At 38.8% G+C, this 17,448-nt stretch carries 11 protein-coding genes; 7 read left to right on the plus strand and 4 right to left on the minus strand.

What is annotated here, in order from left to right; genetic code table 11:
• Positions 1-43 precede the first annotated feature (43 nt).
• From L641_RS0107540 to L641_RS0107550, 3 genes are all read left to right on the plus strand, one after another.
• Positions 44-2,389, plus strand: a complete 2,346-nt coding sequence (locus L641_RS0107540; protein ID WP_024601578.1) for a DNA polymerase II — start codon at positions 44-46, stop codon at positions 2,387-2,389.
• A 575-nt stretch (positions 2,390-2,964) separates the two neighbouring features.
• Positions 2,965-5,730 (plus strand): TonB-dependent receptor, encoded by a 2,766-nt coding sequence (locus L641_RS0107545; protein ID WP_253944052.1) that lies wholly within the window; start codon positions 2,965-2,967, stop codon positions 5,728-5,730.
• 441 nt (positions 5,731-6,171) lie between these two features.
• Positions 6,172-7,923 (plus strand): DEAD/DEAH box helicase, encoded by a 1,752-nt coding sequence (locus L641_RS0107550; protein WP_024601580.1) that lies wholly within the window; start codon positions 6,172-6,174, stop codon positions 7,921-7,923.
• Between the two features lie 43 nt (positions 7,924-7,966).
• Here the strand turns inward: L641_RS0107550 and L641_RS0107555 are convergent, their stop codons facing one another.
• Positions 7,967-8,299, minus strand: a complete 333-nt coding sequence (locus L641_RS0107555) for a ribonuclease E inhibitor RraB (protein WP_008109396.1) — start codon at positions 8,297-8,299, stop codon at positions 7,967-7,969.
• 192 nt (positions 8,300-8,491) lie between these two features.
• Between L641_RS0107555 and L641_RS0107560 the strand changes: the two genes are divergently transcribed.
• Genes L641_RS0107560 through L641_RS0107570 form a run of 3 tightly spaced genes read left to right on the plus strand, consistent with a single transcriptional unit; the run spans position 8,492 to position 14,815 of the window.
• Positions 8,492-10,219: an autotransporter assembly complex family protein gene (locus L641_RS0107560; protein ID WP_024601581.1), complete on the plus strand. Its 1,728-nt coding sequence runs from the start codon at positions 8,492-8,494 to the stop codon at positions 10,217-10,219.
• Positions 10,219-13,905, plus strand: coding sequence for a translocation/assembly module TamB domain-containing protein (locus tag L641_RS0107565; protein ID WP_024601582.1), 3,687 nt, complete (start codon positions 10,219-10,221; stop codon positions 13,903-13,905). The genes L641_RS0107560 and L641_RS0107565 overlap by 1 nt, the downstream gene beginning before the upstream one ends.
• Positions 13,906-13,930: 25 nt before the next feature.
• Positions 13,931-14,815, plus strand: coding sequence for a peptidylprolyl isomerase (locus L641_RS0107570; protein ID WP_024601583.1), 885 nt, complete (start codon positions 13,931-13,933; stop codon positions 14,813-14,815).
• 43 nt (positions 14,816-14,858) lie between these two features.
• Here the strand turns inward: L641_RS0107570 and queF are convergent, their stop codons facing one another.
• Positions 14,859-15,704, minus strand: coding sequence for an NADPH-dependent 7-cyano-7-deazaguanine reductase QueF (gene queF, locus L641_RS0107575; protein WP_013465371.1), 846 nt, complete (start codon positions 15,702-15,704; stop codon positions 14,859-14,861).
• Positions 15,705-15,763: 59 nt separating this feature from the next.
• On the opposite strand from queF, the gene syd reads away from it, so the two are divergent.
• Positions 15,764-16,303, plus strand: a complete 540-nt coding sequence (syd, locus tag L641_RS0107580) for a SecY-interacting protein (protein WP_024601584.1) — start codon at positions 15,764-15,766, stop codon at positions 16,301-16,303.
• Between the two features lie 56 nt (positions 16,304-16,359).
• On the opposite strand, the gene L641_RS0107585 is transcribed toward syd, so the two are convergent.
• The gene (locus tag L641_RS0107585; protein ID WP_024601585.1) at positions 16,360-17,133 is read right to left on the minus strand and encodes a Zn-ribbon-containing protein; all 774 of its coding nucleotides are present in this window, start codon (positions 17,131-17,133) and stop codon (positions 16,360-16,362) included.
• A gap of 13 nt (positions 17,134-17,146) precedes the next feature.
• Positions 17,147-17,413, minus strand: a complete 267-nt coding sequence (locus tag L641_RS0107590) for a hypothetical protein (RefSeq protein WP_024601586.1) — start codon at positions 17,411-17,413, stop codon at positions 17,147-17,149.
• Positions 17,414-17,448: the final 35 nt, after the last annotated feature.

A 17,448-nucleotide genomic window follows, 5' to 3' on the forward strand; every position in this document is an offset into this window, starting at 1 on the left:
ATATGTATATAATTACAGTGTATATATTAAGTGGGATCGAACATTGACACAAGCAATCTATCAGGGCTTTATTTTATCAAGGCAACAATACAGCGCTAAAAATACGCAAGGTATTACTTTGTGCTATTGGCTGAGCTCTGATCAGGGCCCACTTAAAGTTATTATTGAAAACCAGCAGGCAGTGTTTTTCATCCCATTGTCAGCGCAACATACTGCAAATACTTTACTCGCACAGGCAAATATAAAAGCGCAGTTTAATAAGGTTGAGCTGTGCCATTTTAGTGGCAGCGAATGTGTGGCTTGTTACTTCAACGACATACATAGTTTATATACTGCGCGAACTCTACTAGAACAAGCAATGCCAATTTATGAGGCCGATGTACGCCACAGCGACCGCTTTTTAATGGAGCGCTTTATTAAAGGAGGTGTATGGGTAACGGGTAACGCCAAAGCTCAAAACGGCTTTATTGAAATTAGTGACGCAAAGTTAAAAGCAAACAAAGATTACACGCCAACGCTTAAGTCTGTTTCTTTGGATATAGAATGTAATGGCGATGGGGTGTTATTTAGTGTAGCACTTGTGGGAAATGGCTTAGATTGTGTATTGATGATAGGGGAGCCGCAGCAAAGTGATTCGACATTTGAAATTGACTGGTGCTATGACGAAATTAACCTGCTTACCAAGTTGCAGCAGTACATTATAAATAACGATCCTGATGTTATTATTGGTTGGAATGTTATTGATTTTGACTTTAGTTTATTGCAAGAACGCGCTGAGGCGTTAGGGCTTACTCTAAACTTTGGCCGAGATAATCAACCGTTATATATTAATAAAGGCCATTACACCCGATTGACTCTTCCAGGGCGGTGCGTCATTGATGGCATTGATACATTAAAAAATGCGACTTACCGATTTGATAGCTTTTCATTAGCTAATGTTGCAGAGCGGGTACTCAATGAATCAAAGTTAATAAAAACCGATAACCGATTAACTGAAATTGTTCGTCAATTTAACGAAGATAAGCTTTCTCTAGCGGCTTATAATCGTCAAGATTGTATTTTGGTTAATCAAATTTTCGAAAAATTAAAGTTATTTGAATTTGCCATAGTCAGAACCCAAATAACAGGGCTTGAGCTGGAACGCATGGGTGGCTCTGTTGCCGCATTTACAAACTTATACTTACCGCTATTACATCGCAGTGGTTATGTTGCACCCAATTTAGGCGATCATGGGCTCTCATTTGAGAGCCCAGGTGGCTATGTGATGGAGTCGACTCCGGGACTTTATAAAAACGTTTTGGTACTTGATTTTAAAAGCTTATACCCTTCAATTATGCGTACGTTTTGTATTGACCCTTTAGGGTTAATAGCTGGATTAAATGCACCAGAGCAAGCGGTTGAAGGATTTAATCAGGCGTTATTCTCAAGAACGCAGCACCATCTCCCCAAATTAATTGCACACCTCACCCAAACACGCCAAGAGGCAAAAGAGTCTAATCAACCTATGCTCTCGCAAGCGATTAAAATTATTATGAATAGTTTATATGGCGTACTCGGCTCTAAGGGCTGTCGGTTTTACGACCCGCGTTTATCGAGTTCTATCACGTTACGTGGTCATGAGATAATGCAAACAACCCGTAAATGGATAGAAGCGCAAGGTTACGAAGTAATTTACGGTGATACCGACTCTACGTTTGTAAAACTTTGTGAAGATACAAGTCCTGAGGAGTGTAACGAAATTGGCTGCCAACTTGTTCATCATATTAATACCATGTGGCAAGCTGATTTAAAACAACGCTATGATTTACATAGTTATTTAGAAATTGAATTTGAAACTCATTACACCCCGTTTTTTATGCCAACTATTAGGGGTAAAAAAACAGGCTCTAAAAAGCGTTATGTAGGGCAAGTAACCAAAAATAATGAAAAAAAATTAGTATTTAAAGGTATGGAAACGGTACGTAGTGACTGGACTGAGTTTGCACAAGAGTTTCAAACCGAATTATTTGAGACTTTATTTACTGACAACTTCGAGGTGCAACAACTGCACGATATTATAAATAGCTACACTCAAAAACTTTATGATGGTGAGTTTGACCGTAAATTAGTTTACAGAAAGCGCCTAGGGCAGCACCTTAACGATTACATAAAAAATATTCCTCCTCATGTTCAAGCCGTTAAAAAATATAAAGCGAATCATCCTGAGTTTGAAATAAAACGCGGACAAGTGATTGAATATGTTTACGCAGTAACCGGCGCTGAGCTTTATAACGGTAAAAACACTCTGAACTACCCACTGTACATTCAAAGACAGCTCGACCCTGTTGCGCAAATGATATTAAGCGCATTAAACACAACATCTGAATCTACACAAGCCTCGTTGTTTTAGCTTAACTATGAGCTTAAAAAGTCTTTTATAGTTAATTATTCGCCTATAAACTTTAAAGGTGAATAAAAAATTTAAAGGTAAATTAACAATTGTGGCCTTGGTTACAATTTTATCTAAAAAGAACACAAAGCGTAATTTAAAAAATTATTTATTCAAATCTATAAAAATCAATTGTTTAACGTGGGCTTGTTTTTAATTCTCAAGTTTGTTTCTAAATCGTATCCATAAATTAATTTAAAAAACTAATAAAATACCGCCAAAAATGATAATGAAAAGTCATGCAAAGTGCTTTTAAAGTTAATTTAATGTTGACCGACTTGTGTTTGAAGTATTATCATCTGAAGCGTGATCACAAATTAATTAACAAGGTGTGATCAAAAAAATACAAAAACAAATAGTATTCTAGGGAGAATCAAATGTTAAATAACAAAGTTTCAAAAGCAGTTCGCTTAGCGATCGCTTTTGGTGCAGCTTCTACTGCTGCTTTCTCAGCAAGTTCATTTGCTGCAGAAGAAGGCGTAGAAAAAGTTGAACGTATTCAAGTCACGGGTTCACGTATTCGCTCAGTAGAGGCAATGTCTTCTGCACCAATCCAAGTTATTGATGGTTCAGCTATTGACTCATCAGGTTCATTAAATATTCAAGATTTGTTGTTAGAAAACCCTGCGTTTGGTTCACCAGCTATAAGCCGAACAAACTCTAATTTTTCTACAGCAAGTGCAGGTGTTGCAACAGTAGATCTTCGTAACTTGGGATCTGCTCGTACATTAGTACTGGTTAATGGTCGACGTTATGTATCTGGTGTTCCTGGAAGTTCAGCAGTAGATTTAAATACAATCCCAAGCCAGTTCATTGAGCGAGTAGAAATTATGACTGGGGGTGCCTCATCAGTATACGGCTCTGACGCTGTAGCTGGTGTAGTTAATTTTGTGCTTAAAGATGGTTACGAAGGTATTGAATTTGAAGGTCAGTATGGTGAGTCTAAAGAGGGTGATGATCAGTCAAGACAGTTCTCTTTTACTTCAGGCCTAAGTAGTGCCGACGGTAAGGGTCAAGCAATGTTCCATTTGGGTTATTCTGATCAAGGAGCTGTATTTTCTCGAGATCGCAAGCGTTCAGCTGTAGACCAATATTCTGGAATTTACTTTGAAGATGATCCGGCTGCAAACCCAGGAGCGATTTTTGATGCGGTTAGTCCGTTTTATTCATCATTCCCACCACAAGGTCGTTTTGATGCTGGAGACTCTCGCTTTACTTACGATGCAAGTAATAATCTTAAGAACGGGTTTAGCACAAATGGCAGTGAGACAACTGCAGCTGATGGTTTCAACAGAAGCGGTGTTCGTACAATAGCTATCCCAACGGAGCGTTATTTGTTTGCGTCTAATGGTAGCTATGAACTTTCAGAAAATCACAGTTTCTTCTTTGAAGGTACTTATGCGGCAACTTCTACAGATACACAGCTAGAACCTTTCCCATTCGCTTCAGATGACATTTATGCAAACGGTCGAGTTCCGATTGAATTTGAAGTTAACGGTGCATTATTGCGTAATGCTTTTGTACCAGATGATATCTTTAATGCGGCAACGGATACAGATGGCGATGGTCGTCGCGATATCTTTTTTGCAAAACGATTAAGCGATATTGGTAACCGAGGTGCTAAAGCAGACAGAGATACTTTCCGTTTCGCTCTAGGTTTCGAAGGTCAAATTAATGATAACTGGTTCTATGATACTTACTATGTATACGGGAAAACAAAGGAATCTCAGATTTCTAGTGGCTTAGTAAATGTTCAAAGCTTCCGTCAGGGCTTAGCTGCTGTTACAGATACTTTAGATTTAGATCAGGATGGTATTACTAATGAAGCTATCTGTATTGACGAAACTTCACGAGGATTTAATTGTGCGCCAGTCAATATTTTTGGCTACAACTCGCTTTCTCAAGAAGCTATTGATTTTGTAAGAGCTCCTAGCATGCTATCAACTTCGGTTGAGCAGGAAATTGTTGGTGGTAATGTTTCTGGCGATTTATTTGAACTTCCTGCAGGTATGATTGGCATTGCAGCAGGCTTTGAATATCGCGAAGAATTCTCTCGAAGTGAATTTGATGCTCTTCAGCAATCAGGTTTAAATGCTGGTAATGCAATACCTGCTACAGAAGGTTCATTTGATGTAACCGAATATTATGTTGAAGCTAATATTCCTTTACTTGAGTCTGTAACCATGAATGCTGCGGTTCGCTTATCTGATTACTCGACGGTTGGAAATACTGAAAGCTGGAATGTTGGCTTAGATTGGGCAGTTTCAGATTCATTGCGCATACGTGCAACACGCGCTCGCTCTACTCGAGCACCTAATATTGATGAGTTATTCTCTCCACCATCGCAAACCTTCCCAAGCGGTCTTAATGATCCATGTCAAGGTGTAACTAGTAGTGGTGGTGGTGCTGCGGGCGATGCATGTCGTGCAGATTCTGGTATTGCCAACAATATTGCTACAAATGGTTCGTTTACTCTTAACCAGTCAGATTTACAAGGTATAAGCGGCTTTAACCGTGGTAACCCAGATTTATCTGAAGAGGTTGGTAATTCAGTAACTGTTGGTGTTGTATTTACACCTGAAGAGTTGATTTCTGGGCTTGATATCACGCTTGATTATTTTGATATTGAAATCGATGACGCAATCGTTTCAACTCCTCGACAGTTTATTTTAGATCAGTGTTATGGCGGAGGCGACAAAGATTTTTGTAATTTCATAACTCGTCGTAGTACTTCATCTGGTAATAATAGTGCTGGTTCAATTGAGTTTATTGATAGTGGTGTATCAAACAGTGGTGGTTTGGGTACTGAAGGTGTTGATTTAACAATGACTTACAGTGCTGATATTGGACCAGGTGCTTTTAGAACACGACTAGCTTATACTTACCTGATCGATGGTTATAACATCCCACTACCAGGTGCTGCTAAAGACGAGTTTGCTGGAGAAATTGGTGCATCAGAGCATAAAGCAAATTGGAACTTTGGATATAAGCTAAATGACTTTGACTTCAACTGGAGCTTGACTTACATAGGTAGTGCAGACTTCGATGATCAATTCCTAAGTGGTTTTGATATACCTGCCGGTTCTATTGGTATTGGCTCAGTAACTTACCATGATGTGCAAGCAAGCTATCACTTCAATGATTCTGTTGAATTATACGCAGGTGCTAATAACTTGTTTGATAAAGAGCCTCCTCGTATAGTGACTGGTGTTTCTGGTTCAAGTACTGGTACAGAGACCGATGCTGGAACTTATGACCCAATTGGTCAAACATTCTATGTTGGCTTCAGAAGTAAGTTTTAATTTACTTAAAACGGCTAGGTTATAAACAGGTTTAATTTAATTAAGAATTATTTTACATTTGCTATAATCTTCCATTATAGAATCCGATACCATTAATCTGGTATCGGATTTTTTATTGGATCATTTTTAACCTTTTTCGTGCAAACTTTTTATGGTTAGAAAAAGATCTGATTAAAGTTTTAAGACGGCAGTAACTACAAAAAATATAGCGTAAATGATATAGTTGCGCTAAATATGAAAGCGTTTATATCTCGTCAATTGATATTAAAAAAATTGTTATTGTGAGAGAAGTTCTATAGTTTGCTATTTTAGTAAGTTTTATATTAATAAAAAAATGAAAACCTTAATAAAGAGAACTTTCTTTAATTATATATTTAACAGACTTCACTTTATTCCATACTTTTTGATAAGCTTTGGCATCTAAATTTAATCAACTAATATATGACCTACACCCTTAGACCCTATCAGCAAGAGGCGGTTGAACGCACCGTTTTACACTTTAGAAAAACCAATGATCCTGCTGTCATTGTGCTGCCTACAGGTGCGGGTAAAAGTTTAGTGATAGCTGAGCTTGCGCGTATTGCTAAACAAAAAATATTGGTGTTGGCGCACGTAAAAGAATTAGTTGAGCAAAACGCACAAAAATATAAAAGCTTTGGTCTTGAGGCAAGTATATTTTCAGCCGGATTAAAAGAGAAGTCGTTAATCCACCAAGTTACTTTTGCGAGTGTGCAGTCGTTATCGCGTAATCTAAATAAACTTAATGAGCACTACTCACTACTTATTATTGATGAGTGTCACAGAGTAAATGGCGAAAAGAAAAGCCAATATGGTAAGGTTATTAATGCACTTAAATCTCACAACCCTGAATTAAAAGTATTAGGCTTAACAGCAACGCCTTACCGCCTTGGGTTAGGCTGGATTTATCATTATCATTACCATGGCTTTGTAAGAGGCAATAAAGAGAGTCCATTCAAACACTGTATTTTTGAATTACCTTTGCGCTATATGATCAAGCATAACTACTTAACTCCCCCTAAAGAGGTTGATGCTGCAATTAGCCATTATGACTTTTCATCTTTAACTAGCAATGCATTTGGGCAATATAGCAATGAGGATATGAATGCGCTGTTAAAAAAATCGACCCGTGCAACTCAAACAATTTTACAACAGGTTATACAATACAGTGAAAATCGTTACGGCGTGATGATATTTGCAGCTACGGTTATGCATGCACAAGAGATAATGACTTATCTACCAGAGGATCAAAGTGCGCTGATCACTGGAGATACTCCTAATGGTGAACGCGATAAAATAATAAAGCAATTTAAAGCTAAAAAATTAAAGTATTTAGTGAATATATCGGTTCTTACTACCGGCTTTGATGCCCCCCATGTTGATTTTATAGCTATTTTACGCCCCACTGAGTCAGTAAGTTTATACCAGCAAATTGTTGGGAGAGGCTTAAGGTTGGCTGAGGGTAAAGATGATTGTTTAGTGATTGACTATGCGGGTAATGGCTTTGACTTGTTCTACCCTGAGGTTGGTGATAAAAAAGGCGATAGCGATAATGAACCCGTGCAAGTGCTGTGTCCTGGGTGTGGCTTTGCCAATATATTTTGGGGTAAAACAGAGGCTGATGGCAAAGTAATCGAGCACTTTGGTAGGCGTTGCCAAGGCTTATTAGAAGACGATAATGGGGTAAGCGAGCAATGCGATTATCGTTTTCGTTTTAAAGAGTGTGAGCAGTGCGGCGCACAAAATGATATTGCTGCTCGAAAATGCCATGATTGTGACGCTGTGATGGCCGACCCTGATGATAAGCTTCGTAATGCGTTAAACCTTAAAGATGCATTAGTACTTCGTTGTAGCGGCTTGAGTGTGGTAAAACTTAAAGAGCAATTGTTAAAAATTACTTATTTTGATGAAGACGGAGCCAGTTGTGATGAAACTTTTGATTTATCAAACAAAGGGGCTCGGTATTACTTTAATCAGCAGTTTGGTAAGCGTGTAAGTCTGGGCCAATCCCCGATTGAATTTGTCAGTGCAGAGCAAGTTATAAAAGCGCAGTTTGATTTAATACCACCGGATTTTGTGATTGCGCGAAAAAGTAAAAAATATGGCTGGAAAGTAGCAGATAAACTTTTTGATTATAAAGGCAGCTTCAGAAAAGCAAACCAGCTAAGTCGATAGACTAAGCTGGATATCATTCATCATTCATCATTTAAATTAGGGATTATGCCTCTTCTGCGTCTAATCCCCAACCATCACCATAGCCATTAAAGCTGTTCGCTATGCTTTCAATGTATTGTTCTGCTTGGCCTAACAGTGCATGTTCAGGCACCATTTGTACATGGGCAATTACTTCCCAAACGCCGGTATCTTTGCATTTTTCAACATCAGCAGTTTGCACTAATGCATCGTTTACAATCTCAGTTGCAAATTTTTCGGCATCAACCTGTTGTTCAAATAAAATGTAAAAATCAATTTGTTGCATTTTACTTAAATCTACACCAGCGGCGGAAATTTCAGCAAGTAGCTGGCCATTGTCATCATCAGGGAATTGCATTAAAAAACTCATTAATTTTATTTTGTACTCGTTATAGCTATTGTAACCAAAATAAACCGTTAACGCGTACTAAATTTTGACTGCATCTTTGAGTGTTAATTGCGATTAAGTTAATGTTAGGCTCATTGTGGCTATGGTAGTATATCTCTGTCTAGCGGTTTATTTTATGGATACCACAGTAAGGATATTTACTTGTTCAATCAGCTTTTAAAGTTTTTTTGTTTTTTTTGCTTATTAGTAAGCCTGTCTTCTATTGCCTCTGAAAATATAATTGAAGATTATGAAATTAAAGGGATCAGTGGCGACTTAGAAAATAACGTTGCACTTTATTTAAAACAACTTGTTGGTGAAAAACCAACCCGTACACTTCGTCGGTATGCAAAAACGCAAGTTGAGAACAGTATCAAAGCCTTAGGTTATTACAGTCCAGTAGTAAATATTGATTTTGATAAAGACGAGCGCGAACTTGTTGTAAATATAGAGCGAGGCCCAGCCACACGTATTGAGTCACTTAATATAACGGTTAATGGTGAAGCAAAACAGGATCCGTTCGTTCAAAAAACGATTGAAGATCTTAATTTAAAACAAGGTGATATTTTAAATCATGGGGTTTATAGCAGCGCGCATAAAAAAATAGAGTCAGTGTTGCTAGAGTATGGATATTTCGATGCAAAATGGCCTGTTAGAAAATTTGAAGTATCACTCAAAAAACACAGCGCAACCATTACTTTTACTATTGATAGCGGTGTTCGTTATCAATTTGGTGATATTTTAATTGCCAGAAATACTCCAGCCGAAAAATATATCCGCTCTTTGGCGCCATTTAAAATGGGTCAGTCGTACAAAGCATCCTATATTGCCGATTATAATCTTGATTTATCAAGTACCCCTTATTTTAAGAGCGTGCGTGTTTACGCCGATATTACAGCGAGAAAAAACAAGCAAGTTCCTATAAAAGTCGATGTGTTACATAAACCAGAAAATAGTTATGAAATTGGTGGTGGCTTTAGTACAGATTTAGGGCCGAAAGTACGTTTTAAATGGAGTAAACCATGGATCACCGATAACGGGCACTATCTTGAAAGCAATTTAAATGTTTCTCAAAAACAGCAAGATATTTCCATGGCTTACACCGTGCCGGTGAATGATCCGAACGATGATTTATGGCGCTTTTCTGTCGGTTATAAGTTGGAAGATGAATTAACCAATCAAACTTACAGTGAAATACTAACAGGTCAGTTACAGCGCCAATGGTTAACTGAGCATAAATGGGTACGAACGGCTTTTTTAAGGCGTGAGCAAGAAACCTACCGCATAGGGGATGACGAAGAAAAAACAACTGAAATGTTAATGCCTGGGATCAGTTATGCGCGTAAACAATCAAAGGGTGGCACCACACCTTATTGGGGGGAGCAGTGGTCTATTTCAGCTGAGTTTGGACTCGATAGCGTACTCTCAAGTACCAATTTGGTTAGAGTTCAATTACAGCATGCTTGGTTACGTACTTACCTTGACCGCCATCTGATCTTTTTAAAAGCAAACGTGGGCGCAATGATTGTTAATGATATAAATAACGTGCCATTTTCTTTGCGATTTTATGCCGGTGGCGATCAAAGTGTCAGGGGTTTTGCTTATCAGTCGATTTCTCCGCAAAACGAGCAGGGTGAGCGTATTGGTGGTAAATATTTATTAGCGAGTACCGTTGAATACAACTACCAATTTGTTAAAAATTGGCGAGCTGCGCTGTTTGTTGATGGGGGGACCGCAACCAATGATTTTTCAGAACAATTTGAGGTAGGTGCAGGATTTGGTTTTCGTTATTTAACACCGGTTGGTCCGATAAGAGTTGATCACGCGTGGGGGCTCACAAAAGAAAGTAAAAGTACCCGTTTAAGTATTACCATAGGGCCTGAAATTTAATGTCAGTATTTAAAAAAGTAACGGCGATAATTAGCGCCGTTTTAGCAACGCTGTTAGTTACACTGTTTTGCGTTTTGTTTACCGCCCCAGGTAATCAATTGCTTGCTTATACAGCGAATAAATTGGTTGATGGCTTAACCATTGAAATAAAAAATGGCCGATTTTTATACAATGACACGTTTAACTTACAGTTTGACCAAAATGGCGTAAGCGTTAATGCACAGCAACTAAAGATAGATTTATTTTGGTGGCAATGTGATGGTATTTGTATTGATAATTTAAGCGCTAAGTCGATTAAATTAACCTTGCCAAAAAGCGCTGAGAATAAAGACGATACGCCAACCGAAGCATTAAAAAAAATAACCTTACCCTTTAATATTGCATTAAAAAATCTAGCTATTGATGAATTTATTTTAAATCATTCAAGTGCAAACGTAACACTTAACACTCTGCAATTGTCGGCAAAGGCTGAAGGGTCTGATGTTACAATTAAACGCTTAACCATTCCTCGTATTAATGTGGTATTAAAAGAGCAAACCGCAGCTCAACAAGCAGCGGCTAATCAACAAACAACAATGGCTATTAAGGAATTACCAGCTTTACCCAATATCGATTTTATCTCGCCACTTAACATCAATGTTGAGCAGTTCAATATCACCAACGTGACAATAAATCAGGGCGAGCAACACTATTCAATTGATGATATTGCCCTGCAAATGAGCGTAGAAGATGCCACTATTAAGGTACAGTCACTATCGGCAGGTTATCAGCAGTGGCAGTTAAATACTCAGCTTGATGCAACACTGGAAGGGGCTATGCCTATTAACGGCAACATTAGCTTAAAAGGGAATGAACACAGAGCTACTCTTGATATAAATGGTGATCTAGCCAAGCTTAACATTGCGCTTGATACCACAGGATTATTTCCTTTAAATTTGAGAGCAACAGCCAACCTCAAACAGAAAAATTATCCCTTTAGTGTTAATGGCAAAATTAATCAATGGCTTATTAATACACAAAATAATGAGCTAAAGGTTAAAAACATCAATTTAAGTGCCCAAGGTAATGCTAACGACTATCAATTAAGTTTAACGGGTAATACTCAGCTAGATGCTTATCCAAGTGTAGATTTAAATGCTCAGCTAAAAGGCACACTAACCAACGCGACGCTTGAAACGCTTGCTTTAAAAACTAACGATAGCGCTGCGAATATTCAAGCACAGCTTGATTGGCAACAGGGAATTAAAGCGGACTTTACCGGCGTTTTATCAAATTTAAAAGCGCAATACTTAACCGATGCCCTAACCAGTGATGTTTCAGGGACGTTTAAAGGCGTATTTAACGCTCAAGCCGATACCTGGCAGCTACAAATGAACAATACTAAGCTAGCTGGCTTTTTAAACAACGTTCCCTTAGAGTTTGCTGCAAACTTTAAGTTAGATAATCAATTAAAAGCGGATATCGATAGTTTTTATTTAAGTAGTGGTGCTAACAAGTTAACTTTGAATGGGCAGGTAGATGATACATGGCAAGTTGACGGTGATATTACACTTAATAGTGATGAGCAGGCTAACCTTCCTTTTATTGCTAACGGTAAAGCGGATTTAAAAGTACGCGGCAATAGATTAACCCCTTCGGTTAACTTAGCCGTCATACTAGAGCGTTTTATTTTTAATGAGATAAACATTAATAAACTTGCTATAAAATCTCAACTAGATACGGCCGCTGATTGGCAAACTGATCTCAGTGTTAATGTTGCATCTGCACTGGTCGCTGGGCAGCAAATTAATAATATAAACATAGCTGCCAGTGGTGATAAAACAGATCATCAACTTAGCGCGTCGATTGATGCCGAAAAAGGCGCGGTGGAACTTGAGCTTAATGGCAAAATGAAAAATGTCATTTGGAATGGTGAGCTAAGTGACATAACCCTTAGTGATAAAAAGCTGAGTTTTAATAATACTAAAAAAATATCCGTTATGGTGAATACACAAAACGGGGATTTTGATGTGAGCGCTCATTGTTGGCAATCAGCTCAAAGTAAGTTGTGTATAGATACCTTGTCGCAAACAAAAGCGCTAGGGCAGTTTAATGCAAAGCTTGCTAACCTCTCACTTGCAGAGCTTAAGCACTTATTACCAGATAATATTCGCACACGCGGAGACTTAACAGGTGATTTTGCTGCTAATTGGCAGTCAGGTGCACTTAAAACACTCAGAGCCAATGTAAATTCTAATGGATTAAATGCAGTGCTAACCTCAGAAGAGGATCGATTTAAACTCCCAATAGAAACACTCAGTATTCGTGCTTTTTCAGATTCGCAAGTTGGTAAAATTGAAGCTAACTTGGCATCCAGTGTGCTAGGTAAAATAGCTACCGATATAAATATTGACGACATTCAAAACACACAAACACTCTCTGGTAACGTTAATATAGATAAAATTTTACTCTCAGACATTCAGCCATTTTTAGATACGCTTGAGCAACTTAAAGGGGCAATCAGCGGACAGGTTACATTAGCTGGAACGCTCAAAGATCCTCAGTTAGATGGTGAGCTTAATATAGCAGACATTAATTTAGAGGGAGAGCAATTACCCGTTGCACTTAAAGACTCTAATATACATATTTTATTTAATAAAACCACGGCAACAATTAAAGGTAACTTAAGTGATCCTCAAGGCGGGCAAGTTAAACTTACCGGTGATGTTGATTGGCAAGGTGAGCAACCCGCGGTTAATGTTGCAGTTGTTGGCAATGAGTTTTTTGTTAGAGCGCAGCAGGGTGTGATATTTAAAGTATCACCCGATCTAAAAATCGGCATAGCAGATAACGCGCTTAACCTTGTCGGTGAAGTGGTTGTGCCTTATGGACGTATAGAAATTAAAGAGCTGCCCGAGGGCGCAGTGCAAGTAAGCGATGATGAAATAATTATTGATCAAAAAACACAAGCGGCTAAAAAAGTCCCTTTTGATTATGATGTAGACTTAAAAGTAACAGTAAAAAATGATGTAAAAGTCGAATCGTTTGGACTCAAGTCTAAAGTAACTGGTGATTTAGCGCTTAAAATGAGCCAAGGTACGCCAATTATTGCAACCGGAGAGCTTAATTTAATAGAAGGGACGTATTTAGCCTTCGGGCAAGACTTGATAATTAGAACAGGGCAAGTAGGTTTTAGTGGCGCAATCGACAAACCGTATCTCAACATTAAAGCGATTCGTAACCCAGATAATACCGCTGATGGTGTGATTGCCGGGGTGACTTTAACCGGCAGTGTTGAGCAACCTACGTTAAAAGTATTTTCTGAGCCGGGTATGGACCAAGCCCAAGCCTTAGCCTATTTACTCAATGGGCAACCATTAGGAGAGGGCGACAGCTCTACAGATGCTATGTTAACTCAGTTATTACTTTCTCAAGGTGTGAGTCGCAGTGAGGGAGTGGTTTCTAAGGTGGGTGAAACCTTTGGTTTATCTGATGTAAGCTTAAGCTCTAAAGGCAGTGGTGAGCAAACAAAAGTAGAAATATCGGGTTATATAGCCCCAAGCTTACAGGTTAAGTACAGTGTCGGGGTGTTCGACTCACTCAGTGAAGTGGCTGTGCGCTACCAGTTACTCTCTAAACTATACATAGAAATAACCAGCGGCTTATACCAAAACGTAGATATACTGTATAAGTTTGATTGGGACTAATAGATAACTATAAAAAAGGAAAGGTATGAAAAAGTGTGTAGTGACCCTTTTAGTGTCGGCTTTGTTAGGTGGATGTGCCCAGCACAGTACTCAATCACCAGCCTCATCGGCTAAAAAACTAACAAGCAGTGAGATTATTGCGGCGGCTAAAGATGATGAATGGCGATGGGTCGAATCAGAGAATATTCTAAAGTTAACCCTGCCCACAGGCGCCGCATATATTGAGCTTAACCCCAAACTTGCGCCTAAACACACTGCGAATATTAAAAAACTGGCAAGACAAGGCTTTTATCAAGGTACTCACATTTACCGTTTTGTTGAAGGGTTTGTAGCTCAAGGTGGCGATAGTACGGGTAAAAAGTTAGCCAAAACTAAACATAGCACGGTGCCAGCGGAATTTTATTTAACCACCACTGAGCCACTTTCAATAACCGAGATGGGCAGTGATGGTTATGCACCCGTAACGGGGTTTTTAGGTGGCTTTGCGGTTGCACAAAACCAAGCGCATACACAAACGTGGCAAGTCCATTGTCATGGCATATTTGCAATGGCGCGCGATAACGATATAAACAGTGCCAGCAGTGAGTTTTTTGTCACCATAGGTCAAGGGCCGCGTTATTTAGACAAAAATATTACCGTGTTTGGTCGGGTGCTTAAAGGCATGGCACATTTTCATCAGCTAGCGCGAACGCCAACTGAGAATACCGAGTTTAACCCCATTACAGATCTACAAGTATTAGCGGATGTAGCAGACGATAGCAGTCAATTTAAAGTAATGAAAACAGACTCTGATTCATTCAAACAATTAATTATTGCTAGGGGTAACCGCAGCGAGGAATGGTTTGCGTACAGCCATAATTATATTGATGTGTGTGGCATGGCGGTGCCAACTAAGCAACTTAATGACTAAAAAAGGAGCCTCAGGCTCCTTTTTTGTTAAGGTAACGCGACACTTATTGTCGGTTTATTTTTACCGCAAATGGGGTTTCGTTATAATGTGTTGAGCGATATGGGTTTATATCAAGCCCACCACGGCGCGTATAACGAGCGTATACTTCAAGTTTTTTAATATGGAGTTGAGTGGTTAAGTCGCTGTAAATACGTTCCACACATTGCTCATGAAACTCATTGTGAGTTCTAAATGAAATTAAATAGCGTAATAATGACTCACGACAAACTTGCTCACCGGTATAGCGAATAATAATACTCGCCCAATCCGGTTGTGAAGTAATTAAACAGTTAGACTTAAGCAAGTGGCTATGCAAAGTTTCGGTGACTATTTTATTGCTTTGTGATTTAAGTGAATGGGCATCAATATGGTAGTTATCTATCTCAATATCTAACTCATCTATACACTCACCTGGCAGTGGTGTGCAAGGAATACAATTGTAGTCATCAGCGCTGTATAAGGTTACCTTTACAGGGCTGTTTACCGCATTGGATAAGTCGTCAATTAAATGTTGTTTAACAATTTCAATACTCCCAAAACGGCTTTGATTAAAGCTGTTTAAATAAAGCTTAAACGACTTTGATTCAATAATATGACTACTTTGACATTCGAAAGTAAACAATGCCACCGCAACTTGAGGCTTACCTTTAGTATTTAACCAAGACAGTTCGTAACCTGTCCATATGTCTTGGCCTTTAAACGGCAGCGCAGTTTCATCAATACTTAATGAATCACGATTAAGCTTGCGAGCAATAGGAAAAAGCAAGCTGGGCGTGTATTGATCGACATACTCAGTAGATTGACCAAGTACGCTGCCTTTAAGATCAGGAGAATTGCTGTAATCTGTCATGTTTGCTCTTAAATAGTTACAATGGGGGCATTATATATAAATTAAATGAGTTTCACAGTATGTCTGTTGCAATGCAATTAGCTCAACTTCACGAAAAATTTAGCCAACAAACGATTACTAATACACAAAAGCGCCCATTAATCGTCCACGATGAGCAATGGCCAAGCCCATGTGAAATAGGTAGCGCCGATGAACATGGCATGATCCAATGGCAAGCGATAGTTAGAGAGCCTACAGGTTCATTAACCGATCTCGCTAACGCATTGGAGCTTGAGTTTCCAGAGGCGTTGAGTCAATTTTATGGTCATATGTTTGCTGGCAGTGTTGTAGCCAATATTGACGGACATCAAGTGGAATTATTACAAGCATGGAATGAAGATGATTTTGACCTACTGCAACAAAATATCACTGGCCATGTTTTAATGAAACGTAAACTCAAACAAGCGCCAAGTGTATTTATTGGGTTAACCGACCAAGACGATTTGCTTGTTACCGTATTAGTAGAAACAGGTGAGGTGTGCTTAGAGTATGTAGGTAAAAAGCCACATCATGTACTTGCCAAAAACCTCAGTGAATTTATAGCATCGTTGACAGTATAATTATAAGGTAGTTTTAAGGTGTGATGTTTTTAGACATAGCACCTTAAGCGTGGGATTTATTGAAAATCCCACGAAATATTAGAGACTAAACCACACGGTTCACACCTAAAATCAAACAAGCCAAACCAAGGCTCGGGTAATTTCCATTCACCATGGCAACTCGGGCATTTACGCTCAAGTTCAGAGGCTTTATCAACCCCCCCTACACGGTATAAATAATAGTAAACAGGCTTTTTAGTTAAAAAACTAATCCGTTTAGTTATATCTTTACCACGGCGGTATAAATCACTTTGGGTGCTGGCTATTTCTTCAAGCGCTGGAAATTCACAGCGTGTTGCACCATTAATTTGAATTTGATCGCACGCTTGCCAATCTTCTTGCCATTTAATTAGTGTTTTATAGTCACCATTAGCAATCGCAGGAATCTTAAATAGCGGCACGGGTAAAAAGTCATCGCCACAATACAGTGGGCTACATGTATGCACATAGGTGGTATATAAAATATAGCTTGATGGCTCTTTACAGCCATCGGCACCATTGGAGTGAATATCTTGGCCGATGACCTTTACTTTGGGAGCAAGCAAACCAGCGCCATGAAGCTTTTCAACACTGTGTTTAACAAACGCACTGTTATTAAGTGGGTGCATGGCGTCTTCGGTCGGGCACATTACACGAGTAATAAAATAGCCATCTTTTAAAACCGTTGGAAATTCCTCTCCAATGATTTGGCCATTAAAGCGTAATGCATTCACTAAGCGGTTTATTGCCTGCTCGGCTTGCTCTAGGGTTGTGTCTTGGTAGCAATCAAATGTTAAATCAACAACAAACATTTATAGTCTCAAATTATTTTTGCTCTAGCAAAGCAAGTAATCGGTCAAGTTTTTGCTCAATTCTATCTAACTGAGTGTTTTTAGGATCTGAGTTACTTGCTTGCTCGGGTGTTTTCATTAAATTATAAATTGAATCGGGATTATTTTTATATTGACTCACTGCTGCAATAATAACCGGCATAGGAAGTGGTTTTACTAAACGGCTTTTAGTTAGTGCAACAGTGGGGACTTTGCCTTCATCAAGAAGGACTTTAATAGCTTCAAATACAGCAGCATTCATTCGATTTATAACTCTTTAATAAAGTAAGCTCGCAA

Source organism: Pseudoalteromonas sp. TB41 (genome assembly GCF_000497975.1).
GTDB lineage: Bacteria > Pseudomonadota > Gammaproteobacteria > Enterobacterales > Alteromonadaceae > Pseudoalteromonas > Pseudoalteromonas tetraodonis.